Below are 24,874 nucleotides of genomic sequence, written 5' to 3'. Positions count from 1 at the left end.
ACGCACTGACAATGTCGTGAGGATTCATAGCCTGTACAAATCTAACATTTACCCACATGGAGGTGGTTTTGATACCGCTTTGGAGTCACCAAGGAATCATTCCGCCGATAGATGAGAGTGACCCGACGTCCCCGGTTCGCTCGCCCTACCCTACCGATGTCAGGCAGGTCGTGGACCGATACGCTACGACCATCGAAAGGTGCGATATTTTGGAAGGGTTTCTTAAGCACCGCGCCGAAATCCACAGAATGGGAATAAACACAGGCTTCCAGTGGCTTGATGGAAGCTTCATGGAAGATGTGGAAATGCTGCTTGGCCGCGCGCCGAATGATATGGATGTTGTGATGTTTGCCGACGTACCGCCCGTCGTAGAGCAAGCCCTTCAGCCCCTGGATATTCAGATTCTGGTGGATAATCCATGGATCAAAGCGAACTACAAGGTGGATTTCTACGCTTTCACCCTGTCGGAGCCACCGGAAACTTTAATTGAGTTATCGGCTTACTGGTACAGTATGTGGTCACATAGAAGGTCTCTACAGTGGAAAGGCTTTCTTAGCGTAAGACTCGAGCCGGCGTTCGACCAAGAAGCATCGGACCTTTTGAGGATTCGCAGGCAGGAGATCCAGAATGAACAGAACTGAATTCACCCATGCTCAGGCAGAAATCGGCTTTCTGGATCGTATTGCGCAAAAGCCTGGCTTGAGCAATCTCGCTCGCCTCTCGCTGCAATCACGCAAGAATCAGGTAAACGCGGGCCTGCGAGATCCTGGCAGAGGAGCCTACTCCCCCGCGAAAGCGATCGTCACTTACCGTGGCGCTCCTGTGCGCGGAGTGCACGGGATCGTCGCCGAGTTTGGCTCAGTGGCTACGGCAAAATTCTCAGATGCGGTTGCCGCCGTAGCTGCATCGATCAGTGGAGTGCTGAACGATTTCGGCCCCATTCCTAATAAGTCCCAGAATCAGATATTGATAACGGGAACCGCGCTGGGATCCTTTGGCTTTGAATTTGAAGAGGCGCCAAGCGCCGAGGCGCAGCTCCCACTGGATGGGACCACGGCTGTTTCTCAAGCATTTGAGCTCGTTGCCGAACTGCTCGAGGCGTCAACCAAAAGCGATGAGGAGCTTTCTGAGCCCGCTTCAAGGCTGGGAACGCGGGCCATTACCATGGTTTCTGAATACCTGGATAAGTTGATTGCCTACGAAGCGTTTTGCTCGGTCTCTACGGGCAGCCACACCTTCTCTTTCTCAAGCGTGGACCAGGTTCGCATAAGCCGTTCGCGTTTGAGCATAGAAAATATCAGTGAGAAAAACGTAGATTTCACCGGCCAGTTCCTAGGGGCTTTCCCAGCGGAGCGAAGATTTGAATTCATGACGCAGGACGGCATGGTCATTCATGGGCGGATCTCTGCCGACATCGAAGACCCGGCAATAATCAATGCGCACTTGAACCGTACTTTCACGATAAAAGTGAGCGCTCGAACCGTAGGTAAAGGCCGACCCAGATACACCATATCCAATCTGCCTTGGTGAAAAGCGAGCTTCAAAGTTCCGCCGCACCAAGTCACTCAGCCCGGCCCAGCGCCGGGCTTTTTTCATACCTACGCCCTATTCATCGTCTTGGATTAGGAGCGCCGCCAATCCAATGAGCGCTGCCCCGGCCAGTAGCGCCATCATCACCAGACTGTGCGCTTCGGTCATATTGTTCATCCTGGGCCCCTGAGAGTAAATCAGACCTACTTCGGCTTATCAGCTTTGCGACAAGTAGTGATTCATTGATCGTTTGTTCGGCGCGAGCAGCATAGTCTTCCAGTGGAGAGTCCATGTGTCGCGCCACATCAAGTTTTGCTTGGAGCGCGAGAGCATACGGATCAAACCCAAGCTTGAATGCGGCCTCAAACATCGCGACAATAATATTCGAGTAGACACTTTCAGTGATAGTTGACATAGCTTCTTCCATGTAGTTTTTACAACCCAAACCTTCCCTTTGATTTTTGCCAAGATGGCAGCCACATGAGTCAAGTACAGGCACCTAGGCAGTTCAAGGACTGATTCCAAAAAACCCTCAAAAAACAGACCTACGGCACGCGGTGTTTCACTCACCTAACACTTCTATCTAATTTCTTGTTCAATACGACCCTTTGTCGAAGAACGGTTGACTCAAATAAACTTAAAGCGCGCAATTTCACCGTCACACCGCTATCAGTCAGGATTTTTTGAATGGCCATACTCCAGATTTTGGCAGGTGACTTTCATAAAGGAGAAGGCTGCTACAGGCAAGGATTAATCCATATCGAGACGTCCCTTTACCCTTGGCCGGGTCTGGACCTCTCGGCGAGTGACATTGAAAAATTAGAAACCGCTGGCGATGACCATGATCTAGCTCTTGCAGGTCTATCGCCCCTGGAGCGGAAGACCACATTCACGGCACGCTTCAGAGACGGAAGGGTTTTGACCTGTATTGCCGATGAAAGTGTTTATCGACGTATCGGAAATCATGTCGAAGCACCTCAAAAATAATTGCCAAGAGCGCTGTCTGGCAATATGCAGAGGGCCTTTAATCCCTGAGGGTCCTCTGTTTTTTTCACCATGGTGATCACAATGAAAACCGGTGACTTAGAGCTATCGATACTAAAAGCATTACACAGAAATCAGATAGCCATTGCAGCTGCTATAGACGAATTGGCATTATGGGCAGAGACGATCGGATCTCGAAAAACGGCGGAGACTGTAAAGGGAATACTGGACACGATGGATCATGACGACAATCTTATTGATGTATCCATATCACTTTTAGACAGTGAACCACCCTAAAACACCAAGGAATCAGTACGCATGCTGAGATAGAAAAATAGCAAGCCCCAGCAAGGCAACAAGCACTGCAATCAAGTATAAGCCCTGCATGAAACCTCTCCAGATAAAGAGGATTGCATTCTAATGATAGGGATGCAGAATCCTCGCAATACGCAAAGACTCATCAATCACACTTTCAATCTTTCGAAGTTGAGTCGAGTGAATCTTAGAAAAAACCTCAAGCTCTTTCTTAGCGTTGTCAGCCAAGGCGTCAGGACTTAGTCCAAGCTTAAGCGCGGCAGAAAATACTGCAACCAGAGTGCAGCTATAGCATTCTTGATCCATACGTTCCATGACGCCTCACCAACTTGTTCAGAAGCCCCAAAAACTCAGCACCTGACTGGAACCGCTTCACCATTGAAAACCCCAAGAAGTCAATAAACAAGCAGATACGGACCGGTGACAGAGGCATTGATGTCCGGCTGTCCACTCTTGAGGTGGTCTCGTTTGCCCTATCAGCCCCGGAATCATCCACCTCACCATGAGCTGCCCGCGCTTTCGATCAGAGCGATGCTTCCTCTTCGACAGTTTCAATCTCCCCCGTCTCCAGCACCCTGTCCTCATCAGTGGGCCTCTCCCACTCGACCAACACATCCCCCTCATCCTGGAACGTCAGGGTGAACCCGTCTGTATCGCCAAGCATCCCCATGACCTCATCCCAAGCTTCGTCCGTGTCCGTGTCGAGCTGATGAATCAGTGCTGAGCATCTTTCCTGTGCCCTCGGCGAATTGATCATGTTCGAGATGCGTAGCCCCAAGCGCTCTACGCCGGTCATTGGCTGTGCATCTGTCTTCGCTTCCTTCTTCGATTTCCCTGTCATAGCAGTCTCATTTTTGTTACTGGATATCCATACAGTATCGATATTTTTTCACAAGCTTGCTTGCACTCGAATCACAAGCATGCTTTTATTAATGCAAGCCGACTTGCATTAGAAACACAAGCAAGCCGGACAGGGCCTCAAACGGGCCTGACCGCTCTTTAACAGTGAGGAATCTTCGCGGATCGATCCCCGGCAACGGGTACAGCGCGAAACACAAATTTCGATCTCCATGCCAGCTCTGGAACTGGCTACTGCGAAGTGAGCCTTCGCCTGCTCAACGTCACGACGAACGCCAGTCAGCCAGGGAACACAGGGTTGGCCGCGCAAGACGGACCGAGGGTTGCGCTTCAAACCGTCTCCCTGAAAGGTCCAGACAAAAGGGCATCTATAGGCGCTTGAAGTGACCACAACACCAGATTTTCTCGGTGCCCTTCTTGCGAGGGGCATCCGGAAAACCAACTGCCCGGAGGGCATCGCAATGTTCAACATGGCAACCATGGCGGCTGATGAATGCCGCGCAGACGCAGAAGAGCGCACCTACTACCGCTGGATCGACAAGGCTTCCGAGCTGCTCGGCCATCAGGTCGCGCTGGGCTCGCAGGAAGAAAGCGACCTGCATGACTTTTACGCCGATGGCTGCACACCGGCCGAGGCTGTGACTGAGCTTCTGGCTCAAATTGAGCTGGACCGCGCCGCCTGACGCTTTCCTCATGCCACTTCCGCGAGGTGGCATCGGGAAATCACACAGGAGTCACAGCATGGAAATCACCTTTCCAGCAGATAGCGTCAGCATCGACAGCAGCTATCACAGCAGCGGAATCAGCATCACGGTGGTCGGCAACGGCCGAGAGATCGCCGCCCAGCTTGATCTGGATGACCGCCTTCACGACCTCGACCCGGTAGACATAGTCAGCGAAGTAGGCGCGACCACTTTGCTGGAGCAAATCGGCGAAGAGGAAGTGCGCACGTGGCTGCTATCCAATAGCGATCCGGACGACACCTTGGAGCATATCGGTCTCGACAAGATCGATGAGTTCCTGTCGCACGGCGGCGATGACAGGAATCTCTCGAACTGAACAACCAGCGCCAGCGACAGCCTGTCGTTAACTGCCCGATGCCCTGCGGCGCAATCGCAGGCCGCATCGGAGGTGGCAATCCCGCTGAGCGGTTCGATTCCGCAAGCCGAAAGGCGATCACCGGTGCGGCCTGGATTGCCACTTCCGATGCGGACGACTTCTGCACCGCGCAACGCGGCCCCCTGCATCCGTTACACGACGCCCAGCGGCTTAAGCCGCGCCCCGGGCATTCCCGCACATGCGGGTTTCGTCTTCATCGGAGAGCGCCTGAGTACCGTCGTCCAGCGCGAGAGCAATGGACCGGCAAACGTCAGGCAGGCGCTCTACCGATGCAGATGCGGCGTGGAAAGCAGACACGCAGGGCAACGGATAGGCGCCCACCTGAAAAACTGCCTGCAGTACCAGCCACTTTGAGCGACGTCCGGTATGCCTGCTGGGGCTAGAGCCGGAACTTGAGAGAAAGGCTTTGTCGGCCTAATGAGGATAGCCGGAGTAGCGACCGGCCATCTGCATCGCTTCAACCGCAGGCGAATCCGGGACCTACCCGGTCAGTCCAGATGCTCACCGGGGCAGCTCCCGGCGCCTGCATCCCCTTCCCTTCAATTTCGACCGCATCAGCAGGTGCCAGGCTGGCTTTTCACGCCCGGCTTGGTCACCGGTGCCTGGCATCTGACTAATGCGGTCCAGAGGATCAATCATGCACACAGGATTACACGGCGGCCCAGCATTCCCCATTCCCGGCCTGCAACACGATGAAGACTTCAACGGCATGAGCCTGCGCGATTACTTCGCCGCCAAGGCGTTGCAGGGCCTCATATCAACCGCAGGCGCTCCGTGCCTCCTGGGCATGGGTGGATGCGAGAACGAAACCGCCAGCACAGCTTACAAGCTGGCCGACGCAATGCTCGCCGCACGAGTGAAGCCATGAAGAAGCTCACGCAGCGCGAAGAGATGGCCTACTCGACCATCGCACGGTTTGAGGTTGAACTGGAACAGGCCAAGGTCGGTGTCTGGATCAAGTGCAGCGACAGGCTGCCCGAGTACAACCAGAACGTGCTGGTGTGCTTTGAGACTGTGCTCAAGACCCAGCAGATCACCACAGCAGAGCTTAATCACCAGAAGCGCTGCTCCGACCCGGCAAGCACGGACTTCGACGAAATTTGGTACGTCACCGTTGGCCGGGGCCACAAGATCAAACCAACTCATTGGCAGCCACTTCCCGCGCCACCCACCGAATAGCCCAGGAGGCGACCATGCTGAATGAACGAGCAGAAGAGTTCTTTACTGGCCGCATCAAGGCTGCTCTAGCCATGCCAGCAAACCGCCAGATTGGCGTCGAAGCCGAGCTTGGCGTCGCCTCTGGAATCTTGGCTTATGCCTTCCTCGCGGGTGATATCACGCATGACCAGCACAAGATCCTACATCGCCACATCGATGCAGCTCGTGCTGAGTGCATCAAGAAGCTCTACACCGAGCCGGTGAGGTCCTGCGCATGACCGATCTTGACCTTGAACGATACCAGGACAGCTACCAAGGCATGCAGTCGGTCAGGCGCCAGTCAGCTCCGACTGATGCTTGGGGCAACCCCATTCGGCCAATCACCGACTTCGTGCACAACTACGACAACCCAATCGACGTGGCAGCTCGGAAAGCTCGGGAGGCCGCAGGGCGCAAAAGTCTGGCCCGCCGGATCGGAATCGCAATCACGCAGATGGAGCGGATCTGTCCGCCCAAGGAGAGCGCAGCATGAGCATTCAGACTGCCCAGCGCCCGCAGGACACCCAGCCTGCTGCTCAGGTGCAGGGAACATTCACCTTCCCGCGCGACATGAAGGTGTGCGACCTCAAGCATCCGGTGCGCGCCGCATGGCTCAAGCGTAAGCCGATAGGTAACTGGGGGTGAGCCGTTATCAGCGCGCGCGGCGCGTCGGCATCTGGCGAGGCGCCGCTGTCACCCTCTTGCTTTCTGCACTGTGGATTCTCGCCAGTTCCTATGCCGGTCAGATCACCTACCTGCCAAAGGTCGAACCCATGAACATCTCCCCGCAAGAACTGGCCCAGCAAGACTGGGCAGCCATCGGCGCCTTCGACCCTGAGCAACTGCAGGGCGACCAGCGCCGCGAGTACGAAGCCGAAGCCGCACGCATTGAGCGGCAATGGGACAACCAACCGGACTGAGGTGCCAGATGGCAACCGTGACCCTGATCCTCGGCAAGTCCGGGGCTGGAAAGAGCGCTTCACTGCGCAATTTCAAACCTGATGACGTGGCCTTGGTGCAGGTCATCAAGAAGCCACTGCCCTTCCCTGGCTCCAAGGCCTGGAAATCGTACGTCACTGACAACTGGGTCAAGGTCATCGGCGCCTGCCGTCAGACCCGGCGCAAGGTGATCGTCATCGACGACTTCCAGTACATCCTGGCCAACGAGTTTATGCGCCGGAGCGAGGAAAAGGGCTTCGACAAGTTCACCGAGATCGGCCGGCACACCTGGAACATCTTCGAGGCCCTGCTCGGGCTTCCTGATGACGTCCGGGTCTACGTCCTCAGCCACACCGAGGAGACGGAAGGCGGCCAGATCAAGATGAAGACGATCGGCAAGATGCTGGACGAGAAGATCACGCTGGAAGGCATGGTGACCATCGTTCTGCGCTCGGTTGTGAGCGATGGCCAGCACCTGTTCAGTACCAGAAACAATGGTTCGGACACCACCAAAGCCCCGATGGGCATGTTCAACGAGGCGCTGATCGACAACGACCTCGCATCGGTAGACGCCGCGATCTGCGCGTACTACGACCTCACCGACACCACCCAGGCCGCATAGGAGCCTTCTGTATGTTCAATCTGGACGCAAACGCGGCTCGGTCCGCCGACAATAAATCAGCCTTCATCGACGAGGCTGGCAAGTGCATTGGCGAGTTCCAGCGAGCCGAATACATGGAAAAGAAGGATACCGGCTCAACCGGTATCGGCCTGACCTTCAAAACTCGCGACGGCGCAGAGGCCAGCTTTTACCTCAACCTGACTTACCAGCATGGCACCCGCAACGAAGGCGGCTACGCAATGATGAACGCCATCATGGCCTGCCTGCAGCTACGCACCGTAGGGGCGCCACAGCCGATCAAATTCGAAAAGTGGAACAGTGAAACCCGCCAGCGTGAGCAGGTCACCGCACCTGGATTTCCTGAGCTGCTGAAGAAGCCCATCGGCCTCCTGATCCAGATGGAGATCGAGAAGGACAGCCAGAACGGGATGCCCCGCCCAACCATCTACGCACCGTTCAGCGCCGAGTCGGAGAAGACAGCTTCCGAGATCCTCGATCCGCGTTGCACTGCCCCGGCAAAGCTGGAAAAGATGGTCCAGCAACTGATGAAGAAGCCTATCTATGACAGGCGCCCAAAATCAGCCCAGGGCGCCGCTGCGCCCTACCAGGCAGACAACTACGACTACGGCGCGCCGCCCGACTTCTCGGACGACATCCCTTTCGACTGATTAATTTTCGCCGGCGGCCTGACAGCGGGTCGCCGCCCTCAACTTGCAGATGGATGCACGCGATGACCGCTTACATTTTTGATTCCGAGACCACTGGACTCAACGATCCGCAACTGGTCGAGGCCGCCTGGCTCCGCCTCGCCGATATCGGCACCCTCGAAGTCACCCATGAATTTCTGGCCCGCTACAAGCCGGCCAAACCGATCGAGCTGGGCGCATTGGCGACGAGCCACATCCTTGATGAGGAACTGGCCGACTGCCCGCCGCACGACTCTTTCGCCCTTCCAGCCGACATCCAGTATCTGATCGGGCATAACGTCGACTATGACTGGGGCGTAATTGGTCAGCCTGACATCAAGCGGATCTGCACCAAGGCCCTCAGCAGCCTGCTCTGGCCGACCGCCGACAGTCACTCGCAATCGGCCATGATCTATCTGCACTACCGCTCCGAGGCGCCAGGTCTCCTCCGCAACGCTCATGCAGCGCTGGACGATGTTCAGAACTGCCGCCTGCTGCTGATCAAGATCATGGATGCGTTGGCAGCTCGCCTGGGTCGTCAAGTCGCAAGCTGGGATGAGCTATGGGAGTTGTCCGAAGATGCCCGCCTGCCGCGCATCATCCGTTTCGGAAAACACGCCGGCTCAGCAATTGCCGACATCCCTGCAGACTACAAATCCTGGCTTCTGCGCCAGGACAACATTGATCCGTATCTGCGCAAGGCTCTCAACAAGCAAAGCTCTGGAGCCTGACATGACATTCATGACCACAGACGAGCTCCTGCAGCGACGCAATGAACTGGCCGAAAGTCTGGACCTGCTCTACGAGCGCAGCGACACCTGGAGCCGTTCAGATCGCACCCGCGGCGCAGCCACCATCGAAAACCTCACCCAGCAAATGGCCGATATCGACCAAGAGCTGGAAATGGCCGGCGCTGCATGAAGCGCATCAACAACCTGGTCCGCCAGCGCAGGCGGGCCGAACAATTCCACCTGCCGCCCAGCGGCCTGCAGGAATCCAAAGATGAACAAGATGCCATCGGGGCACGTCACCCTGCCGAGCTGGATGACAGCCGTAAAGAAGCTCTACAACACCCGGAGCGGCGGCCAATACCGGCCTGACGATGTTGCGCTTGCATTCGCGCTTAGCCTCCGGGAGCACGATAGCGCGGACAAGCTTCGCAGACTGGCTCATGAGCTGGTTGAGAAGGTGTGCCTGGAGCATCAGCCGAGCATGCGTCGCCTGAGCCGCGAAAAAGATGATGCCTCGGTGTTCGATGTAGCCCTACGCATCATTGATCGCGTGTGCGATCTGCAAAGCATCTACCCGGGCGAGCGATTTCTGCGGAATGGGGATCTGTGATGGCCGCCTCGCAGCAGGACCGATCAGCCAAAACAGCAGCAAAGCGCAAGGCGGCAGGCGAAAAGGAACTGAGGCTACGGGTCAGGCCTGGCACCAATCAGGCCCTGGCCGAGCTGATGGATTGGGCAGGAATCGAAGAACAGGGCGAGGCCATGACGTTGATGATTCACCATTTGCACGCGCTGGGGCCGAGCGGCGCCATGCGGTTTCTTGAGGTGCCGCGCCACGAAATCGTACTGTCGCGAAATGTGGCGCTGGCTTTTGATCGAAAGAGCCTGCTGATGATTCAGCAGGATCCGGGGGATGAGGTTATCTCGCCATTCTGTCGATGATCGCTTTGCAAGTCGCGATGCCCGCCTTTTTTGCCTGCTCATAGTCAAGCCAAGAATGGTCGCTGTCGGCGCGCCAAGGTAGATCATCAATCCGGTATCGAATGGTGATTCCGTGCTGATGCTGGGTGAAGTCCACTGCAAATGAGTGGTCGCGGTAATCATCCATGAACATGTTCAGACTTTGAGCCATATAGCACTCCTTTGACCCGGCCCCATGCCGGCCACCATCTATAGCCCACCTACAACCAATTTGCCACCACGGATAGCGGAGGGTGGTGCATGCATGGAGAAACGCCATGAGCCAGTTTTATCTGCAAGACAGCCGCGACCACGCCTACGTCGGCGACGGCCTTTCGTTCTGGGGCGTCAAAGGCGCAGGCTACGTCACCGATCTGGCCAAAGCCGAGCTGTTCACCCTGGAGCAGGCCGCCGGTCACCGAGAGACCGACATTCCCTGGCCGAAGGACTACGTCGATGCCAGGGTGCGGATCGGCGTCGATTGCCAGTATGTCGAGATCCGAGAGGCGCTGGACCAGCATCCTGACGCTTCTGAGTTCTACATGCAGAAGCCGAAGGCCTGGAACGGAAACAACTTGATCTGGCTGAAGGCCGATGGCGGCTTCACGAGCGACCTGAGCAAGGCTGTGCGCGTCGCCCGGGCAGACACCATCAACATGATCGGACGTTGCGGCCAGACCGGCTGCATCGCCTGGCCCTGCGCCTACATCGACACGCACAGTCGGCGCCTGGTCGAGCGTGATGACGTGAACATCAAAGAAGCCCTGCGAGGCACCGGCATCAAGCTGCCGAAGCCCAAGCGCCCGCGCATGATGATGTTCAACTGCCACGGCTGCGGCCGGTTCATCAGCGATGAAGGTCGGTTCATATCCAATTGCCGCAACTGCGGCGCAGACAACCGCCCGTAACAGCCTGACCCACCCTCCCCACTTTCAAATCACGCCAGCCCGGCAATGCCCGGCTGCCTGGAGCATTTATGAACCCCTACCGCCTGCGCGGGAAAACCGTACTGAGCTTTTCAGGCGGTCGGACCAGCGCCTACATGCTGCGCCAGGTGCTGGATGCGAACGAAGATCGCAGCGACCTTCTGGTGCTGTTCGCAAACACTGGTAAAGAACACCCTGCTACTCTGGAATTTGTCCGCGCATGCGCGGAAAACTGGTCCGTGCCTATCACCTGGGTTGAGTACCGCGATACCGAACCTGGGTTTGCCGTCGTCGACTTCGACACCTGTAGTCGGAATGGCGAGCCGTTCGAAGCGGTAATCCGAAAGCGCAAGTATCTGCCCAACCCGGTTACCAGATTCTGTACCGTGGAGCTGAAAATCAGAACCATGCACCGCTACCTCAAGCACATCGGCTGGACAAACGAGGATGGCGAATGGGACCAGATGGTCGGCCTGCGAGCCGATGAGCAGCGCCGAGTCAGCAAGATACGCGCCCGGGGCACCAGCACTGAAACCCCGAAGGAGCACATGCTTATGCCGCTCGCAGAGTCCGGGGTTTCAGTTCATGACGTAGGGGCTTTCTGGCTATCGCAGCCGTTCAACCTTCAACTACCCACGGTCAACGGCCGAACACTCGAAGGCAACTGCGACCTCTGCTTCCTTAAGCCGATGAACCAGGTCTACTCAATCATCGCCACTGACCGCGACAAGGGAGAATGGTGGGCAGCGATGGAGGCCGGCACCGAATCTACTGGCATGTTCGCCGGAGACGGCGCCCGCTTCCGTAAAGATCGCCCAAGCTACCAGCAGATGATCGACTACGCAGAGCTGCAGTACGACCTGTTTGCAGAGGTTGATGAGACTATCGACTGCTTCTGCGGCGATTGAGAAAAAAACAGTTCTTCCGCTACAAAACCGCCAAATCAGTGCCCTCGCGCCTCCCACTATAAATATGAGCAATTCAGCTCAAATAAAGGAGACATTCCATCATGCTGATCGGCCGAATCATCCTGTTCGCTCTGATTTTCATCATTTACCTGCACATGCGCCCCAATTGACTGACCAGGCGGGCCTGCATGGGTCCGCCGCCTTCTGACCACCCAATTTCAAAATCATGTCGGCCCAGGCAACTGCGGCTGCGAGGCCCCTTTATGACTACAGCAATTGATTTGTTCGCCGGATACGGCGGATGGACTACCGGTGCAACAGAGGCAGGCGTACAAGTTCTATGGGCCGCCAACCACTGGCCAGAGGCCGTGAAATGGCACGCAGCCAATCACCGCAACACTGAGCACGTCTGCCAGGATCTGCATCAAGCGCGCTGGGAGAATGTTCCGGCGCACGACCTGCTGCTGGCTTCGCCTTGTTGCCAGGGCCACTCAAGAGCAAGAGGCAAGGCAAGTGGCAATCCCCAGCATGACTCATCGCGCTCCACCGCCTGGGCAGTAGTCTCAGCGCTAGAGTTTCACCGCCCGGATGGCGGGCTGGTAGAGAACGTGCCTGAGTTCGTTGAATGGGCGCTCTATCCAGCCTGGGTGGCAGCAATTCAAGCTCTCGGCTACCAAGTCGCGCCTCACATAGTTGATTGTGCGGATCTTGGAGTGCCGCAGCATCGGGTCCGTCTGTTCCTGGTCATCACACGCAGCCGAGCTCCTCTGATGCTTGAGTTGCATAAGCGTCAGCACGTACCAGCGAGAAGTTTCCTCGACTTCAATGCAGGAAAGTGGTCGCCAATCGTAAGGCCTGGACGCGCCCCGGCAACCCTCAATCGCATTCGAAACGGTCGCCAGAGATTCGGGGATCAGTTCGTAATGCCTTATTACGGAAAGGGCTCGGGGCTTACCGGCCGTTCTATCGAGCGCCCGATTGGCACGATCACTACCCGTGATCGCTGGGCGCTGGTTCGTGGCGATGAAATGCGCATGCTCAGTGCCGGCGAAGCCTTGGCTGCAATGTCATTCCCGGCCGACACCCTGCGACCTGAAAGCCACCGGCTGACCATGCACATGGCCGGCAACGCAGTTCCACCCCTCGCCGGCCAGCGAATCATCGAAGCGCTTCTGGCAGCCGCATAACCAACTCACCGCCGGGCACACCCCGGCCCGGAGCATTCCAATGTGCAAGGTTCTCGAACGTGAAGGCCGCCAGTGGGCCTTGGATTCAATCGGCCAGCTTCGTGAGTTGGCGGGCAAGAACGACAAGCACCGCCAGTTGATCGCGTACCTGGAGCGCGGCCTGCGCGGCAAGCCTGCGTCATTCGCCCGCGGCGTGCAGGGCGTCATCGACGATGTGCGAGCAATTGGCGAGCGTGCCGCATGAAGGGCCACAGCCGCAGCACCTCAGACAGTCCGATCCCCTGCTCTTGGCATGCGATCAAAAGCATCTGCGACCAGTGCGGGCAAGCAAGATCCCACGGAAACCACCGGGCCTGCTCGAAGCGGCGCCAGGCCCTACATGCGCAGAGCGCGGAGAAAGCGACATGAGTGAACAAAAGTGGAAGTTGGTGCCGGTCGAGCCGACCGAGGAAATGTGGGAAGCCGCAAAGAAAGCGGATTGCTACCACGCCAGCATGGAGAGCTACAAGGAGCTTTACGGGGCAGATGTGCGCCGCCGCCACGCTTTGATGCTCGCCGCAGCCCCAGTGCCGCCAGCGCTTGGCGGGGAGCCGGAAGTATTAGCCGCTGTTGAACAGGCCATGTGGAATTGCTTTAGATACGGCAAAAGTGATTATCGAGGTTGCACTAAAGAGCAGGTGGAAGAAACCCGTAATGTTGTTCGCGCTCACGTAACCCGGCTACAGGCCGAGGTGTCGCAATTGCGCCAGCACAAGAACGACTTCATGGAAGCAGCCGAGGAAACACGGAAGGCGCTACAGGCCGAGGTCGCCAAGCACTTTGAAGACAATGCCGAGCTCGGAAAGGAGTGCTCAAGGCTGAACCGGCGCACTGCTGAGCTTGAGGGGCTGCTGCGCGAGGCTCATGAGGAATTGGTATGCCGGAGCGGCCCTGTTGCAAAGCGCATCGAAGCAGCACTGGTCGAGGGCAAAGAGTATGAGTAAGTATGCGCAGTGCAGGATTTGCAAACAGCCACTCGGGACCTGCGAGCACACTGCCGCCCAGGCGGTGGACGAAGATGCGGAGATGGCGAAGTTTGAGCGCGCTTTTGTGGTGCAGGAAGGCGTCTTCTACTCCGGCGACCGCAAGGGGTACAGGTCAATGAATGGTCGCTCCATCGAGGAAACCGACGCCAGCGACCTAAACCTGCGGCTTTCCGGCTGGCTTGCCCGCGCCGCCATCGCTGCGCCTGTGCAGAGCTTCACAATACCAGACTGTCCTGACTGTGCGTGTGTACAAGATGGGCAATGCCTGTGCATTCCCAGCAAGCCATCCCTTGAGTCTGTGCAGAGCGAGCAGGAGCCGTTCCGCTGGTACTCGCGAGTGTTAAAAGGTTCGTGCGCCGGACAACTCATTGAGGTTGACGGGCCAGAATGCGAGCAATCGCAACGACCTGATTTGTGGGAAAAGCCGTTTCCTGTGTTTCTTGCTGCGCCGGTACGGGCGGTGAGGCTGCCTGACCAAGCCGCAATTCAAAACGCTATCCTCGGGGCGCTGGCTGTGCACCGTCTGAGCTTTACGGAAGGCGATGACGGTGAGGCATTCCCGCTTATTGATGCACTCACGCCGGATGGCGAGACAGTAGCCGTTGGGCGTGATGAGATTGAGCTGCTTGCAGAGACGCTATCTGACGCAGTAGCCCAGCTCAACGCGCAGCCTGTCGGTCCAGAGTCATGAATACCACGCCGGTCACCCTCCCGATGTGGGTAATCGAGCAGATCCGTGAGGGCATGAAGCTCACACCCGGCACCTGGACCGAGCTTGAAGCCTGCGTTGATCGCGCAGTCGAGCAGTCTGCCGAGCAGCGCAGCGAGCAGCAGATCCGTCTTGAGGCTGCCCGGTATCGGCATCTACGCACCGGCCAAAGCGACCTCAAGATCGTCCACTTCGCCCATTCCTACGATGACTGCCCGGTCCTCACCGGCGACGACGCAGACGCTGCTATTGATGCAGAGCTGATCTAACCCCTCTCCCCTCTATTGATGCTGCCCGCGACGGCGGCAAAGGAATTGCTATGCCTCAAGAAATGAAGCTGATCCAGCCGGCGCCTGTTGTGCGCGATGAAAACGGTATGTTCCAGCACCCCGACCTGCCTGACTTTGACGAAGGCGACGGCGAACGCTGCAAGGCCTGGATCGCTGAGCAGGGACTGGAAGTTACCAAGGTCGAGCTCGAATACCACAGCGACCAGGCCGTCGCTGACCGTTACTTCGAATCCGAGGCCCCGGACTGCAGCTACTGGGAGCCGGATCGGCCGGATGGTGAGGGCTGGTTCTGTCTTGCCATCCACGACAGTGACGACGGCCCAGTGTGCTGGTGGGGTCGCCGAGTGGTGACGCCATGACGCGCCTCGCCCTCACCCTCATGCTGCTGGCCACCGGTGCCGGCGCAGCCGAAACCCCTGATGCCGATATTAAGCGCTTGGAAATCGAACGAATGACCTTTGGCGCCGGCGTCACGGTCATTCACGACGACAGGCGCGATGTGACCTGCTGGGTGTACTCCAATGGCATGAACCAGAGCGGGATCAGCTGCGTACCGGACAGCCAGCTCAAGCCTGAGCCATCCGCGAAACAGACCCAGGCGCCGGATCGGCGTGTTGATGAGAGGTATTCGATGTGAGCGATCTCGTCAAAAAGGTTGAGCTGCCGATCAGTTGCCAAGTCGGCTCCAGTACTTGGCGACTCTTCACGTTCGACTACCAGACACCTGACGGGGTGTTCTGCGGCTATCTGTACGCCATCTCCACCGAGCATGCGGCAGCAATGCTTATGGATATGAAGGAAACCGCAACCCTGCAGGGCGAAATGAAAGGAGTGTCACTATGAGTCTTTTCCAGTGCTACGCCTGCGGCTGCCGAGAGAATACGGCTACCTCCAATTTTGCCTTGCGGCGCGTGGCTGGCCAGTGGCGCGGGGTGCCCAGCCTACCCTGGATGCTGTGTTCAGCATGCGACCCGGACATTGGCAGATGGCACGGCGAGTTTGAGCGTGTATTCCTTCCCAAGGGTGAGTTCTGCACAAATGCCCAAGGCAACCTGGAGCACATCGTTACCGCGCAAACATTCAAGCAATATCTGGAAGGAGTGCAGCCATGATGCGCCTCATCTACCGCCTGAATAGGCTGCTGCCCTTCCCCGGCCTGCCGATCGCAAAGATCCAGTGGGGCGGCAACACCTGCACCTTGCGCAATGACGGCTGGATCATCATCAGTGACGGCCAGAGCCAGGATGCCCTGCCCATCACAATGGTCAGCCCTGGCCTGGTCGACGCACTTCGCGCCGAATTGATCTGACTCAACCCGGTATCCCTCCCTCTTTTAACTCAGCCTGCCACACGGCGGGCGTGGAGAACTATTGTCATGACGAAAGAAGAACTGGCTGCCCTAGCACCGAAGGTTCGTATTGCCATCGAGGCTGGCAAAGCCGCAGCGGCGTCGTGCAACAACGACGGCGGCAGTGCAAACCTCGACCGCGTGGTGATCCCGGTGCCGGGCATGCGCTCAGACGCCGACCATGGACTGCCTGGCTATCTGCAAAAGCGGCACGGCTACCACCGGCAAGGCATTCACCTCGACGCGCCGTGGCCTGGCCAGGGTAACCGGCACAGCGCCGGCGTCCAGGCCATGCACAAATCACTCAAGGACCAGGGTGTGGACTGCTACGTCTACTACCAAGTCGATTAATCCCTCCCTAGCCCCAGCCGCCGTGCGCGGCCCGGAGATGATCATGGAAATCCAAACCGAAACCTTGGATGAAGACGAAATAGCAGCAATCACGGGCTACCAGATGCCCAGCAAGCAAGTCGCTTGGCTGGCTCGCAACGGTTGGCAATACGCGCTTACCGGAGCACGCCGGCCAGTAGTGGGCCGGGTGTACGCCCGCCTGAAACTCGCAGGGGTCAAGCCGAGTGCTACGAACGCAGTCGCGGAGACCTGGACACTAGACCTATCGCGCGTGGGGTAATTGATGCGCAGCAAGAAGGGAGCGAACCGAGACCTGCCGCCGCGAATGCTGCGGCGGGTTCGGGCATTGAAAAGCGGCAAGGTTTGGGTGGGCTATTACTACGACGGGAGGGATGAAGGCGGCAAACGCAAGGAGATACCGCTGGGCACGGACCTCAACGAAGCCCGGGTTGAGTGGGCGCGACTTGAGCGCACCAGCCTACCGAAGGCAGCCTGCCTGATGGGCGAGGTGTTTGACCGATACCGCGACGCGATCATCCCCACCAAAGCGCCGCGGACCCAGCGGGACAACCTCAAGGAACTGGAGATATTGAGAAAGGCCTTCGGGGAGGCGCCAATAGATTCCATCACAACCCCCATCGTTGCCCAGTACCGCGACGCCCGGACGGCCAAGGTGCGGGCCAATAGGGAGATTGCCCTGCTCTCTCATGTTTTCACAATCGCTCGGGAATGGGGCCTGACAGAGAAGGCCAACCCGTGCTTTGGACTGCGTCGGAACAAGGAAAAGCCTCGGGACTTTTATGCCACAGAGGGCGTCTGGAATGCAGTTTACAAACACGCTGTCCCGGAACTACGTGATGCAATGGACCTGGCATATCTGTGCGGCCAGCGGCCCGCTGACACACTTAAGGCCAGCGCTACAGACATTGTCGGCGGCTTCCTTGAGTTCAGGCAGGGGAAAACCGACAAGAAGTTGCGTATTCGGCTCTACATCGGCGAGGAACCCACCAGTCTTGGCAAGTTCGTTGAAGGGCTCCTTGAGCGCAGGCGCATTGCAGGTATTCGCGGCACGCGCTTGATCACAAACGCCTCCGGAATGCGGATGAGCTTACCCATGCTCACGAACAGATGGAATGAAGCGCGGGAGCAGGCAATTACCGAGGCAGTACTCCAAGGTGATCAGGACCTGGCCGCAAAGATTCGAGAGTTCAGGTTTATGGACATAAGGCCGCGAGCTGCGTCAGATATAGAGGATGTTGGCCAGGCTGCGAAGTTGCTCGGGCACTCATCTGAAAAGATCACCAAACAGGTATATCGACGCCGTGGCGAGGTGGTCAATCCGACCGAAACAACCGACTAGTTGCGGAAACGATACCCATAGATGCGGAAATGATCCACCTTTCTCAGCACAACAAAAAAGCCCCGTAGACCTTGATCTACGGGGCTTTCGAATGTGGAGGCCGAGGTCGGAATCGAACCGGCGTTAACGGATTTGCAATCCGCTGCATAACCATTTTGCTACTCGGCCTCAAAACGCTTGACGCTGCACTTAACAACATCTTGCGCAATCAAATTGGAGCGGGAAACGAGACTCGAACTCGCGACCCCGACCTTGGCAAGGTCGTGCTCTACCAACTGAGCTATTCCCGCGTCATTTGATGTGCGCCATTCTATACATTCAAATCTATCCGTCAACCCCTTGATTCTAAAAAACTTATTTTTTATCTACAGTGGTTTTCAAATGAGGCCATGCGGCCTTGAGGTATTGGATCATCGACCACAGGGTCAAGCCAGCGGCAACCAGCAGCAGCGCGTAGCCCGTGACCACCCAGAAGCTGAGTTGCACCGGATTGGCCAGCAGGATCACCAGGGCGAGCATCTGCGCGGCGGTTTTCCATTTGCCCATGTTCGATACCGCCACCTGAGCGCGGGCACCGATCTCGGCCATCCATTCGCGCAGTGCGGAAATGACGATCTCTCGGCCGATGATGACCATCGCTGGCAGGGTAAGCCAGAAGTTGGCATGGGTCTGCACCAGCATAACCAGCGCCACCGCGACCATGAGTTTGTCTGCCACCGGATCGAGAAAGGCCCCAAACGGAGTGCTTTGCTGCAGTTTGCGCGCCAGATAACCGTCCAGCCAGTCAGTAGCGGCCGCGAACGCAAACACCACGCTAGCCGCTGCGTAGCTCCAGTGATAAGGCACATAGAACAACAGAATGAAGATCGGAATCAGGAGAACGCGTAAAACGGTGATCAGATTAGGGATATTCATCGGCACAACTGGCTACGAGGTGAGCGGGCATTCTACTCGCTATGCAGGTTCGCATAAATCGACTCTGCAAGCTTTTTACTGATACCGGGTGCTTTGGCGATTTCTTCGATGCTGGCGCGCGACAACTCCTGCAAACCGCCAAAGTGCTTGAGCAAGTCGCGGCGCCGGGTAGGCCCCACGCCCGCCACGCCTTCCAGGGTCGAGGTACGCCGGGTCTTGCCGCGACGTGCCCGGTGGCCGGTGATCGCGAACCGGTGCGCTTCGTCGCGGATCTGCTGAATCAGGTGCAAGGCCGGCGAGTCGCCAGGCAAGGTAAACTCATGGTTAACATCGTTGAGGTACAAGGTCTCGAAACCGGCCTTGCGGGTCACGCCCTTGGCCACCCCCAGCAAAATGAGGTCAGGCACCGCCAACTCATTGAGAACGTCGCGGGCCATATTCAACTGCCCCTTGCCACCATCCACCAGCAGGATGTCCGGCAACTTGCCCTCGCCGTCCTTGATCTTGCTGAAGCGCCGCGTCAGTGCCTGGTGCATGGCCGCATAGTCATCGCCTGCAGTGACGCCTTCGATGTTGTAGCGCCGATAATCGGATTTGATCGGCCCTTCCGGGCCGAACACCACACATGAGGCCACCGTGGCTTCGCCGCTGGAGTGGCTGATGTCGTAGCATTCAAGGCGCTGCGGTGGCTCATCAAGTTTGAGTTCACGAGCCAGCGCTTCAAAACGCGACGCCACATGTTGCCGGCTGGCCAACCTGGCGCCGAGGGCCTGCTCGGCATTGGTGACCGCCAACTGCTGCCAGCGCGCCCGGGTGCCTCGCACCCGATGACTAATGGTCAGCTCACGACCGCGCAATTCATGAATCGCATCGATCAGGCTCGCAAAGTCGTCGTTGATCACGTTGACGATAACCTCGCCGGGCAGCTCACGATCAACACCCCCCAGGAAATACTGGGCGAGGAACGCCGACATCACTTCGCCGACCTCTTCTTCTATACCCACCTGAGGGAAGAAATTCTTGCTGCCCAGCACTCGTCCGCCGCGCACGCTGATCAAATGAACGCATGCACCGCCCGGATTGACGAAGGCAGCGACAACATCCACATCGCCGGTGCCGCCTTCCATGCTCTGTTGGTCCTGGACACGCCGTAACAGGGAAACCTGATCGCGAAGCTCGGCCGCGCGCTCAAACTCCAGCGCCATGGCTGCCTGCTCCATCGCCGCATTGAGTTCATCACTGAGAGCGTTGCTGCGCCCTTCAAGGAACATCACCGAATGGCGCACGTCCTCAGCGTAAACTTCAGGCTCGACCAGGCCGACACAGGGCGCTTTGCAGCGTTTTATCTGGTACTGCAGGCAAGGCCGGGTGCGGTTGCGGTAGTAGCTGTCCTCGCACTGACGCACAAGAAAGGTCTTCTGCAACAAGCTGAGGCTTTCGCGAATGGCCCCGGCGCTGGGATAAGGCCCGAAATAACGCCCTTTGGCCCTCTTCGCTCCACGATGAATGCTCAGCCGCGGGAAGGCACCGTCCGAAAGAAACACATACGGGTAGGATTTGTCGTCGCGCAGCAGGATGTTATAGGGCGGCCGACTCTCTTTGATGAGGGTCTGCTCCAACAGCAGCGCTTCGGTTTCATTGGCAGTGATGGTGGTTTCGATCTGCGCGATTCGCGCCACCAGCGCACCGGTCTTGGGCGCATGGCCAGTCTTGCGAAAGTAGCTGGCCAGACGCTTCTTGAGGTTCTTGGCCTTGCCGACATAGAGCAGCAGCCCCTGCTCATCGAACATCCGGTAGACACCGGGTCGGCCACTGCAAGTGGCCAGAAAAGCACTGTGATCAAAGGTTTCAGTCATGTTCAGGCGCTGGCATCGACCATGCCGTGACGAACCGCCAGCAGTGCCAGTTCGACATCACTGCTGATCGAAAGCTTCTCGAAAATACGATAACGGTAGGTGTTGACGGTTTTCGGCGACAAGCACAGTTTGTCCGAAATAGTCTGGACCTTCTGACAGCCAACGATCATCAAGGCGATCTGGATTTCTCGTTCGGACAACAGATCGAACGGCGAGTTACTCTGCTCGGGCTGAAACGACTTGAGCGCCAGTTGCTGAGCGATCTGCGGGCTGATGTATCGCTGACCGGCAAACACCATGCGAATGGCCTGGACCATTTCGGTCAGGCCGGCGCCCTTGGTCATATAACCTGCCGCCCCGGCTTGCAGCAGTCGGGTCGGAAACGGATCTTCCTCACAGGCGGTCACCGCCACGACTTTCATGTCGGGGTGGCTGCGCAACAACTTGCGGGTGGCTTCAAGGCCACCAATACCCGGCATTTTGACGTCCATAAGCACGACATCAGGTTTGAGTTCACGGGCTTTCTTCAGGGATTCTTCGCCACAATCGGCCTGACCGATGACCTGCAGGCCATCGATGTCGGCGAGCATGCGGGTTATGCCTGTGCGCACGAGATCGTGGTCGTCGACAACTAGCACCTTAATCAAGGAGACACCTCGCGAAACAGTCATAGCAATGCGTGTCACGATAACAAAAACAGGGAGCCAGACCTAGGGTCTTTGAACTCGTCACACAGTGTCGAGCGCCGCCCTGAAGCTCAGAGAACCGCGACCTAGCAGCCCTCAATGACTGCTATAGCATGATTCGCAAGGCAATGCCCAAGATCCCATGGCCAATACGGGTAATTCAATCAGGCACGCCCCCGGTTTCTGACTCAATGCTGTTGGGTGGACAGCGTTAACCACACGCTATCACTCATAGAATTCAGTGCCAGAAAAAAATGTGCGCCGACTCACAAATATACCCAAAGGACGACCGCCATCAGCTCTCTTCAACTGATGACTCATCGCTGATGGACGGGCTGGAAAAGAGCTTGCTGCCTATCAATGACGACGCGGACAGTTCCGCCATGCTGGTAGTCAACCGCCGGATCGCGTCCTGATCCTCCTTGTGCAGGGTCCTGTAGCTGCCCAGCACTTTTTCTTCGGCCAGGCTGAGATTATCGAGCGGGATTGGCGTAGCTTTTCCTGTGAGCACGTACAATACGTCAACCCCTTTGGCAGAGACCGCAGCCAGGTAATCGGCCTTGGGAGCACGATCACCGCTTTCATACTTGCCTTGGGCATTGGCTTCCACGCCACCGATTTCCCCGAAAGCTCGCTGAGACAAGCCCAGACGCTCGCGTTCTTTTCTTAGACGGTATCCAATTCCACTCATTTGAATGCGCAACCCTGTTGACCCCATTCTAACGAATGGTAAAATCCTGACAAAATTAAACTGATTTGAACGGTTTTAAACTATGCCCGTAATCCGCACTGCTGCACAAGCCAAGGCTTGGCTCGATCAACAGGGAAAATCCGTTCAACAATTTGCTCGTGAAAACAACGTGGATGCTGCAACGACCTATCAGGTTTTAGCCGGCCGCAAGAAAGGTCGCCGTGGCGAAGCCCATAAAGTGGCGGTTTTGCTGGGCATGAAGGTCGGGATCATCTCCACGCCGGAGAACCCGCCAGCCTCTGACGTTGTTTGACAGCACTGCTGAGCGGCCAAGGTAAAGAATAGTTCTGTCCACCGTTGCAGGTTTGATCTGAGTGATCAAATCGCCTTTTCTGACAATTCGCGTCGGCACCTCCCCCGATAAAATTCTGCCTCAACCGCTGGTGACTTGCTCCCCCCTAAAAAACCGATTTGACTTGAGCAACGCAATCAATCGCAAGACGGGTAGTTTTTAAAAACTGCCTGAAGTATGCTCGGCAACATTCCACGGAGACATCATATGTCGCTTACCCTCACCCTCCAATGTGTTCGCCCTGCCGGCCTTGAGTGCCAGGTAGCGACGCATGCTGGCGAAAGGGTTTTGGCCAATGCCTGTCTGCCGGTCGATTTTTATTATGGGTATTGGTTTAGCCACAGGCGCTGATACCCCTACATCGGCGCCCTGACTCACGGGACGCCCACCAGAGAATTCTCAACCCCCGGTCGGCTCCCCGACCGGGGGTTTTGTTTTTAAGCACCTTTAACGACGCACAACAGATTTCCAGAGGACACAGCACATGACCCACTTCACCGATTACTGCAACTACGTCTACGCCTGGCGATTTACCAGCCTCCGTTCGGGACAGCCTGCCGCCTCCGTCCGGTCACTGCCTGGTGGCAATTTGTCTATTACACAACCTTGTCGAACACCCCTATAGGGCGTGAGCGGGAAAAACCCGCCGCCCAGGAAGCCAGAACATGAACGCGCCTGCCACTCTGAAAAACACCGAACTGTCGTCCAGCACCGTCACCCGTCTGGACCCTGCATCCCATCCGCAAAGACTGCCGACCACCGTCGAGCTCAAACAGCGCCTGCCGTTGAATGCCTCCCTGACCAGTCAGGTCGCAGCGCATCGACGCGCCATTCGCGCGATTCTCGATGGCAGCGACTCCCGCCTGCTGGTGGTGGTCGGCCCCTGTTCATTACACGACCCACAATCAGCACTTGAATACGCAGCGCGGCTGGCCGAGCTGGCCAGTGAAGTCAGCGACCAAATGCTGCTGGTGATGCGTGCCTACATCGAAAAGCCTCGCACCACCGTCGGCTGGAAAGGCCTGGCCTACGATCCGCATCTGGATGGCAGTGATGACATGGCGAGCGGACTGAGCCTGTCACGGCAACTGATGCGTGACACGCTCGAACTGGGCCTGCCTGTCGCGACTGAAGTACTGCAGCCAATGGCGGCCGGTTACTTTGATGACGTGTTGAGCTGGGTGGCGATCGGCGCCCGTACGACTGAATCGCAGATCCATCGAGAAATGGCCAGCGGCCTGGGCATCCCGGTCGGCTTCAAGAACGGCACCGATGGCGGCGTCGCCGTGGCTTGCGACGCCATGCGTTCGGCGGCTCACCCGCACCGGCATTTCGGCATGGACCGGCACGGACATCCGGCCATTATCGAGACGGCAGGCAACCTCGACACCCATATCGTGCTGCGCGGCGGCCACCACGGCCCCAACTACAGCGCCGAACAGGTCGCCAAGGTCAGTGCCGCGCTTGATAAACAACAGGCCAACCCGCGGATCATGGTCGATTGCAGCCATGCCAACAGCGGCAAAGACCCGGCCCGTCAGCCATTGGTGTTCAACGATGTGCTGGAGCAGCGCCTGCAGGGCAACACCGCGCTGATGGGCATGATGATCGAAAGCCATCTGTTCGACGGCTGCCAGGCTCTGGGGCCTTCATTGAAATACGGGGTATCGGTGACCGATGCATGCTTGGGCTGGTCCGGCACCGAGGCGCTGCTGCGCGGGGCGGTTGAGCGGCTGCGCTACCGCTGAGCCATCACCTCAGCGCGAACATCGGCCTTGGCCGGGACCGCGTCGCTGCGTTTCCCGGCCGAAGCCGGTCTACGCGCTATTGCCGGGCCGGTCAGCGCCGCACGGCATTAGTCAAGGGTCATGAACTTAATCAGGCAGCGCCCTTCACATTACGGTAGGCTTGGTATTTTTCAACAGGAGTACTGTTCCCATGGCAAAAGCCACTGCCCGCCACATCCTGGTTTCCAGCGAAGAGAAGTGCAACGAACTGAAAGCCCAGATCGAAGGCGGCGCTGATTTCGCGGAAATCGCCAAGGCCAATTCAAGCTGCCCGTCGAGCCGTCAGGGCGGTGACCTGGGCTCGTTCGGTCCAGGCCAGATGGTCAAGGAGTTCGACACCGTGGTATTCAGCGCCCCGATCAACGTGGTACAGGGTCCGGTCAAGACCCAGTTCGGCTACCACCTGCTGGAAGTGACCAGCCGTCAGGATTGATCCTGCGCAGTTGATTCTGGTAAACGGCCCATCCTGATGATGGGCCGTTTGCATTCTAACGAGCCGAAACTTGTAGCTTTGGCCCTTGGCGCTGTAGCGCTTTCCCTGT

The 24,874-nt window shown here is 57.5% G+C and carries 42 protein-coding genes and 2 tRNA genes; 35 read left to right on the top strand and 9 right to left on the bottom strand.

Going from position 1 to position 24,874, the window contains the following annotated elements:
• Nucleotides 1-56 precede the first annotated feature (56 nt).
• Nucleotides 57-641 (top strand): DUF6932 family protein, encoded by a 585-nt coding sequence (locus NJC40_RS18470; protein ID WP_492180370.1) that lies wholly within the window; start codon nucleotides 57-59, stop codon nucleotides 639-641.
• The gene (locus tag NJC40_RS18465) at nucleotides 628-1,530 is read left to right on the top strand and encodes a hypothetical protein (protein WP_253139725.1); all 903 of its coding nucleotides are present in this window, start codon (nucleotides 628-630) and stop codon (nucleotides 1,528-1,530) included. Before NJC40_RS18470 ends, NJC40_RS18465 begins: the two co-directional genes overlap by 14 nt.
• 79 nt (nucleotides 1,531-1,609) lie before the next feature.
• On the opposite strand, the gene NJC40_RS18460 is transcribed toward NJC40_RS18465, so the two are convergent.
• Nucleotides 1,610-1,945, bottom strand: coding sequence for a hypothetical protein (locus NJC40_RS18460; protein WP_253139727.1), 336 nt, complete (start codon nucleotides 1,943-1,945; stop codon nucleotides 1,610-1,612).
• 272 nt (nucleotides 1,946-2,217) lie between these two features.
• Between NJC40_RS18460 and NJC40_RS18455 the strand changes: the two genes are divergently transcribed.
• The gene (locus NJC40_RS18455; RefSeq protein ID WP_253139729.1) at nucleotides 2,218-2,517 is read left to right on the top strand and encodes a hypothetical protein; all 300 of its coding nucleotides are present in this window, start codon (nucleotides 2,218-2,220) and stop codon (nucleotides 2,515-2,517) included.
• 835 nt (nucleotides 2,518-3,352) lie between these two features.
• On the opposite strand, the gene NJC40_RS18450 is transcribed toward NJC40_RS18455, so the two are convergent.
• On the bottom strand, nucleotides 3,353-3,670 hold the full coding sequence (locus tag NJC40_RS18450; RefSeq protein ID WP_253139731.1) for a DUF1654 domain-containing protein: 318 nt from the start codon (nucleotides 3,668-3,670) through the stop codon (nucleotides 3,353-3,355).
• Between the two features lie 478 nt (nucleotides 3,671-4,148).
• On the opposite strand from NJC40_RS18450, the gene NJC40_RS18445 reads away from it, so the two are divergent.
• From NJC40_RS18445 to NJC40_RS18380, 14 genes are all read left to right on the top strand, one after another.
• Nucleotides 4,149-4,370, top strand: a complete 222-nt coding sequence (locus NJC40_RS18445) for a hypothetical protein (protein ID WP_253139732.1) — start codon at nucleotides 4,149-4,151, stop codon at nucleotides 4,368-4,370.
• Nucleotides 4,371-4,428: 58 nt separating this feature from the next.
• Nucleotides 4,429-4,746 (top strand): hypothetical protein, encoded by a 318-nt coding sequence (locus tag NJC40_RS18440; RefSeq protein ID WP_253139734.1) that lies wholly within the window; start codon nucleotides 4,429-4,431, stop codon nucleotides 4,744-4,746.
• 697 nt (nucleotides 4,747-5,443) lie between these two features.
• On the top strand, nucleotides 5,444-5,674 hold the full coding sequence (locus NJC40_RS18435) for a hypothetical protein (protein WP_253139736.1): 231 nt from the start codon (nucleotides 5,444-5,446) through the stop codon (nucleotides 5,672-5,674).
• Nucleotides 5,671-5,985, top strand: coding sequence for a DUF551 domain-containing protein (locus tag NJC40_RS18430; RefSeq protein ID WP_253139738.1), 315 nt, complete (start codon nucleotides 5,671-5,673; stop codon nucleotides 5,983-5,985). Before NJC40_RS18435 ends, NJC40_RS18430 begins: the two co-directional genes overlap by 4 nt.
• A 14-nt stretch (nucleotides 5,986-5,999) precedes the next feature.
• Nucleotides 6,000-6,242: a hypothetical protein gene (locus tag NJC40_RS18425; RefSeq protein WP_253139740.1), complete on the top strand. Its 243-nt coding sequence runs from the start codon at nucleotides 6,000-6,002 to the stop codon at nucleotides 6,240-6,242.
• The gene (locus NJC40_RS18420) at nucleotides 6,239-6,496 is read left to right on the top strand and encodes a hypothetical protein (protein ID WP_253139742.1); all 258 of its coding nucleotides are present in this window, start codon (nucleotides 6,239-6,241) and stop codon (nucleotides 6,494-6,496) included. The genes NJC40_RS18425 and NJC40_RS18420 overlap by 4 nt, the downstream gene beginning before the upstream one ends.
• Nucleotides 6,493-6,648 (top strand): hypothetical protein, encoded by a 156-nt coding sequence (locus tag NJC40_RS18415; RefSeq protein WP_253139744.1) that lies wholly within the window; start codon nucleotides 6,493-6,495, stop codon nucleotides 6,646-6,648. Before NJC40_RS18420 ends, NJC40_RS18415 begins: the two co-directional genes overlap by 4 nt.
• Nucleotides 6,645-6,923, top strand: coding sequence for a hypothetical protein (locus NJC40_RS18410; protein WP_253139746.1), 279 nt, complete (start codon nucleotides 6,645-6,647; stop codon nucleotides 6,921-6,923). Before NJC40_RS18415 ends, NJC40_RS18410 begins: the two co-directional genes overlap by 4 nt.
• Before the next feature lie 8 nt (nucleotides 6,924-6,931).
• Nucleotides 6,932-7,564, top strand: a complete 633-nt coding sequence (locus NJC40_RS18405) for a DEAD/DEAH box helicase family protein (RefSeq protein WP_253111195.1) — start codon at nucleotides 6,932-6,934, stop codon at nucleotides 7,562-7,564.
• Nucleotides 7,565-7,575: 11 nt separating this feature from the next.
• On the top strand, nucleotides 7,576-8,232 hold the full coding sequence (locus tag NJC40_RS18400; RefSeq protein WP_253111192.1) for a hypothetical protein: 657 nt from the start codon (nucleotides 7,576-7,578) through the stop codon (nucleotides 8,230-8,232).
• 62 nt (nucleotides 8,233-8,294) lie between these two features.
• Nucleotides 8,295-8,981: a 3'-5' exonuclease gene (locus NJC40_RS18395; RefSeq protein ID WP_253139748.1), complete on the top strand. Its 687-nt coding sequence runs from the start codon at nucleotides 8,295-8,297 to the stop codon at nucleotides 8,979-8,981.
• Between the two features lies 1 nt (nucleotide 8,982).
• Nucleotides 8,983-9,171: a hypothetical protein gene (locus NJC40_RS18390; RefSeq protein WP_253139749.1), complete on the top strand. Its 189-nt coding sequence runs from the start codon at nucleotides 8,983-8,985 to the stop codon at nucleotides 9,169-9,171.
• Between the two features lie 81 nt (nucleotides 9,172-9,252).
• A complete protein-coding gene (locus tag NJC40_RS18385) occupies nucleotides 9,253-9,591 on the top strand; it encodes a DUF7740 domain-containing protein (protein WP_253139751.1) in 339 nt (112 codons plus the stop codon).
• Nucleotides 9,591-9,923: a hypothetical protein gene (locus NJC40_RS18380; RefSeq protein ID WP_253139753.1), complete on the top strand. Its 333-nt coding sequence runs from the start codon at nucleotides 9,591-9,593 to the stop codon at nucleotides 9,921-9,923. The genes NJC40_RS18385 and NJC40_RS18380 overlap by 1 nt, the downstream gene beginning before the upstream one ends.
• On the opposite strand, the gene NJC40_RS18375 is transcribed toward NJC40_RS18380, so the two are convergent.
• Nucleotides 9,901-10,113 (bottom strand): hypothetical protein, encoded by a 213-nt coding sequence (locus NJC40_RS18375; protein ID WP_253139755.1) that lies wholly within the window; start codon nucleotides 10,111-10,113, stop codon nucleotides 9,901-9,903. The two genes, NJC40_RS18380 and NJC40_RS18375, sit on opposite strands and share 23 nt — an antisense overlap.
• 106 nt (nucleotides 10,114-10,219) lie before the next feature.
• Here NJC40_RS18375 and NJC40_RS18370 point away from each other — a divergent pair, with 106 nt between their 5' ends.
• The 15 genes from NJC40_RS18370 to NJC40_RS18300 all read left to right on the top strand — a co-directional run bounded on the left by NJC40_RS18370 (nucleotide 10,220) and on the right by NJC40_RS18300 (nucleotide 18,045).
• Nucleotides 10,220-10,849 (top strand): hypothetical protein, encoded by a 630-nt coding sequence (locus NJC40_RS18370; protein WP_253139757.1) that lies wholly within the window; start codon nucleotides 10,220-10,222, stop codon nucleotides 10,847-10,849.
• A gap of 68 nt (nucleotides 10,850-10,917) precedes the next feature.
• The gene (locus tag NJC40_RS18365; protein WP_253139760.1) at nucleotides 10,918-11,775 is read left to right on the top strand and encodes a phosphoadenosine phosphosulfate reductase domain-containing protein; all 858 of its coding nucleotides are present in this window, start codon (nucleotides 10,918-10,920) and stop codon (nucleotides 11,773-11,775) included.
• Between the two features lie 263 nt (nucleotides 11,776-12,038).
• Nucleotides 12,039-12,962: a DNA cytosine methyltransferase gene (locus NJC40_RS18360; RefSeq protein WP_253139762.1), complete on the top strand. Its 924-nt coding sequence runs from the start codon at nucleotides 12,039-12,041 to the stop codon at nucleotides 12,960-12,962.
• A 40-nt stretch (nucleotides 12,963-13,002) separates the two neighbouring features.
• The gene (locus tag NJC40_RS18355) at nucleotides 13,003-13,206 is read left to right on the top strand and encodes a hypothetical protein (RefSeq protein ID WP_253139764.1); all 204 of its coding nucleotides are present in this window, start codon (nucleotides 13,003-13,005) and stop codon (nucleotides 13,204-13,206) included.
• Between the two features lie 160 nt (nucleotides 13,207-13,366).
• Nucleotides 13,367-13,945: a hypothetical protein gene (locus NJC40_RS18350; protein ID WP_253139766.1), complete on the top strand. Its 579-nt coding sequence runs from the start codon at nucleotides 13,367-13,369 to the stop codon at nucleotides 13,943-13,945.
• Nucleotides 13,938-14,678, top strand: a complete 741-nt coding sequence (locus NJC40_RS18345) for a hypothetical protein (protein WP_253139768.1) — start codon at nucleotides 13,938-13,940, stop codon at nucleotides 14,676-14,678. Before NJC40_RS18350 ends, NJC40_RS18345 begins: the two co-directional genes overlap by 8 nt.
• A complete protein-coding gene (locus NJC40_RS18340; RefSeq protein ID WP_253139770.1) occupies nucleotides 14,675-14,965 on the top strand; it encodes a hypothetical protein in 291 nt (96 codons plus the stop codon). Before NJC40_RS18345 ends, NJC40_RS18340 begins: the two co-directional genes overlap by 4 nt.
• A gap of 50 nt (nucleotides 14,966-15,015) precedes the next feature.
• On the top strand, nucleotides 15,016-15,345 hold the full coding sequence (locus NJC40_RS18335) for a hypothetical protein (RefSeq protein ID WP_253139772.1): 330 nt from the start codon (nucleotides 15,016-15,018) through the stop codon (nucleotides 15,343-15,345).
• Nucleotides 15,342-15,623: a hypothetical protein gene (locus tag NJC40_RS18330; RefSeq protein WP_253139774.1), complete on the top strand. Its 282-nt coding sequence runs from the start codon at nucleotides 15,342-15,344 to the stop codon at nucleotides 15,621-15,623. The genes NJC40_RS18335 and NJC40_RS18330 overlap by 4 nt, the downstream gene beginning before the upstream one ends.
• Complete coding sequence (locus NJC40_RS18325) at nucleotides 15,620-15,829, top strand: hypothetical protein (RefSeq protein WP_253139775.1); 210 nt, start codon at nucleotides 15,620-15,622, stop codon at nucleotides 15,827-15,829. Before NJC40_RS18330 ends, NJC40_RS18325 begins: the two co-directional genes overlap by 4 nt.
• Nucleotides 15,826-16,098 carry a hypothetical protein gene (locus NJC40_RS18320; protein ID WP_253139777.1) on the top strand — a complete coding sequence of 91 codons (273 nt, stop codon included), beginning with the start codon at nucleotides 15,826-15,828 and terminating at the stop codon, nucleotides 16,096-16,098. The genes NJC40_RS18325 and NJC40_RS18320 overlap by 4 nt, the downstream gene beginning before the upstream one ends.
• Nucleotides 16,095-16,295, top strand: coding sequence for a hypothetical protein (locus tag NJC40_RS18315; protein WP_253139779.1), 201 nt, complete (start codon nucleotides 16,095-16,097; stop codon nucleotides 16,293-16,295). Before NJC40_RS18320 ends, NJC40_RS18315 begins: the two co-directional genes overlap by 4 nt.
• Before the next feature lie 66 nt (nucleotides 16,296-16,361).
• Nucleotides 16,362-16,685 (top strand): hypothetical protein, encoded by a 324-nt coding sequence (locus NJC40_RS18310; RefSeq protein WP_253139781.1) that lies wholly within the window; start codon nucleotides 16,362-16,364, stop codon nucleotides 16,683-16,685.
• Nucleotides 16,686-16,728: 43 nt separating this feature from the next.
• The gene (locus NJC40_RS18305; RefSeq protein ID WP_253111135.1) at nucleotides 16,729-16,965 is read left to right on the top strand and encodes a DUF4224 domain-containing protein; all 237 of its coding nucleotides are present in this window, start codon (nucleotides 16,729-16,731) and stop codon (nucleotides 16,963-16,965) included.
• 3 nt (nucleotides 16,966-16,968) lie between these two features.
• Entirely contained in the window at nucleotides 16,969-18,045 is a 1,077-nt protein-coding gene (locus NJC40_RS18300; RefSeq protein ID WP_253111133.1) for a site-specific integrase, read from the top strand.
• 94 nt (nucleotides 18,046-18,139) lie between these two features.
• On the opposite strand, the gene NJC40_RS18295 is transcribed toward NJC40_RS18300, so the two are convergent.
• The 6 genes from NJC40_RS18295 to NJC40_RS18270 all read right to left on the bottom strand — a co-directional run bounded on the left by NJC40_RS18295 (nucleotide 18,140) and on the right by NJC40_RS18270 (nucleotide 22,193).
• Nucleotides 18,140-18,213, bottom strand: a tRNA-Cys gene (locus NJC40_RS18295).
• Between the two features lie 46 nt (nucleotides 18,214-18,259).
• Nucleotides 18,260-18,335, bottom strand: a tRNA-Gly gene (locus NJC40_RS18290).
• Between the two features lie 64 nt (nucleotides 18,336-18,399).
• Nucleotides 18,400-18,960 (bottom strand): CDP-diacylglycerol--glycerol-3-phosphate 3-phosphatidyltransferase, encoded by a 561-nt coding sequence (gene pgsA / locus NJC40_RS18285; protein ID WP_045490524.1) that lies wholly within the window; start codon nucleotides 18,958-18,960, stop codon nucleotides 18,400-18,402.
• A gap of 32 nt (nucleotides 18,961-18,992) precedes the next feature.
• A complete protein-coding gene (gene uvrC, locus NJC40_RS18280; RefSeq protein ID WP_253139783.1) occupies nucleotides 18,993-20,816 on the bottom strand; it encodes an excinuclease ABC subunit UvrC in 1,824 nt (607 codons plus the stop codon).
• Between the two features lie 2 nt (nucleotides 20,817-20,818).
• Nucleotides 20,819-21,463 carry a response regulator transcription factor GacA gene (gene gacA / locus NJC40_RS18275; protein ID WP_045490520.1) on the bottom strand — a complete coding sequence of 215 codons (645 nt, stop codon included), beginning with the start codon at nucleotides 21,461-21,463 and terminating at the stop codon, nucleotides 20,819-20,821.
• Nucleotides 21,464-21,797: 334 nt separating this feature from the next.
• Nucleotides 21,798-22,193 carry a helix-turn-helix domain-containing protein gene (locus tag NJC40_RS18270; protein WP_045494646.1) on the bottom strand — a complete coding sequence of 132 codons (396 nt, stop codon included), beginning with the start codon at nucleotides 22,191-22,193 and terminating at the stop codon, nucleotides 21,798-21,800.
• An 82-nt stretch (nucleotides 22,194-22,275) separates the two neighbouring features.
• Here NJC40_RS18270 and NJC40_RS18265 point away from each other — a divergent pair, with 82 nt between their 5' ends.
• From NJC40_RS18265 to NJC40_RS18255, 3 genes are all read left to right on the top strand, one after another.
• A complete protein-coding gene (locus NJC40_RS18265; RefSeq protein WP_253139785.1) occupies nucleotides 22,276-22,506 on the top strand; it encodes a DNA-binding protein in 231 nt (76 codons plus the stop codon).
• A 704-nt stretch (nucleotides 22,507-23,210) separates the two neighbouring features.
• On the top strand, nucleotides 23,211-24,293 hold the full coding sequence (locus NJC40_RS18260; protein WP_253139787.1) for a 3-deoxy-7-phosphoheptulonate synthase: 1,083 nt from the start codon (nucleotides 23,211-23,213) through the stop codon (nucleotides 24,291-24,293).
• A 190-nt stretch (nucleotides 24,294-24,483) separates the two neighbouring features.
• The gene (locus NJC40_RS18255) at nucleotides 24,484-24,765 is read left to right on the top strand and encodes a peptidylprolyl isomerase (protein ID WP_039589523.1); all 282 of its coding nucleotides are present in this window, start codon (nucleotides 24,484-24,486) and stop codon (nucleotides 24,763-24,765) included.
• Nucleotides 24,766-24,874: the final 109 nt, after the last annotated feature.

Origin of the sequence: Pseudomonas sp. 21LCFQ02 (assembly GCF_024129895.2) — a bacterium.
GTDB lineage: Bacteria > Pseudomonadota > Gammaproteobacteria > Pseudomonadales > Pseudomonadaceae > Aquipseudomonas.
The sequence above is the reverse complement of the archived record's forward strand: the minus strand, read 5'-3'. Positions and strand labels throughout refer to the sequence as shown.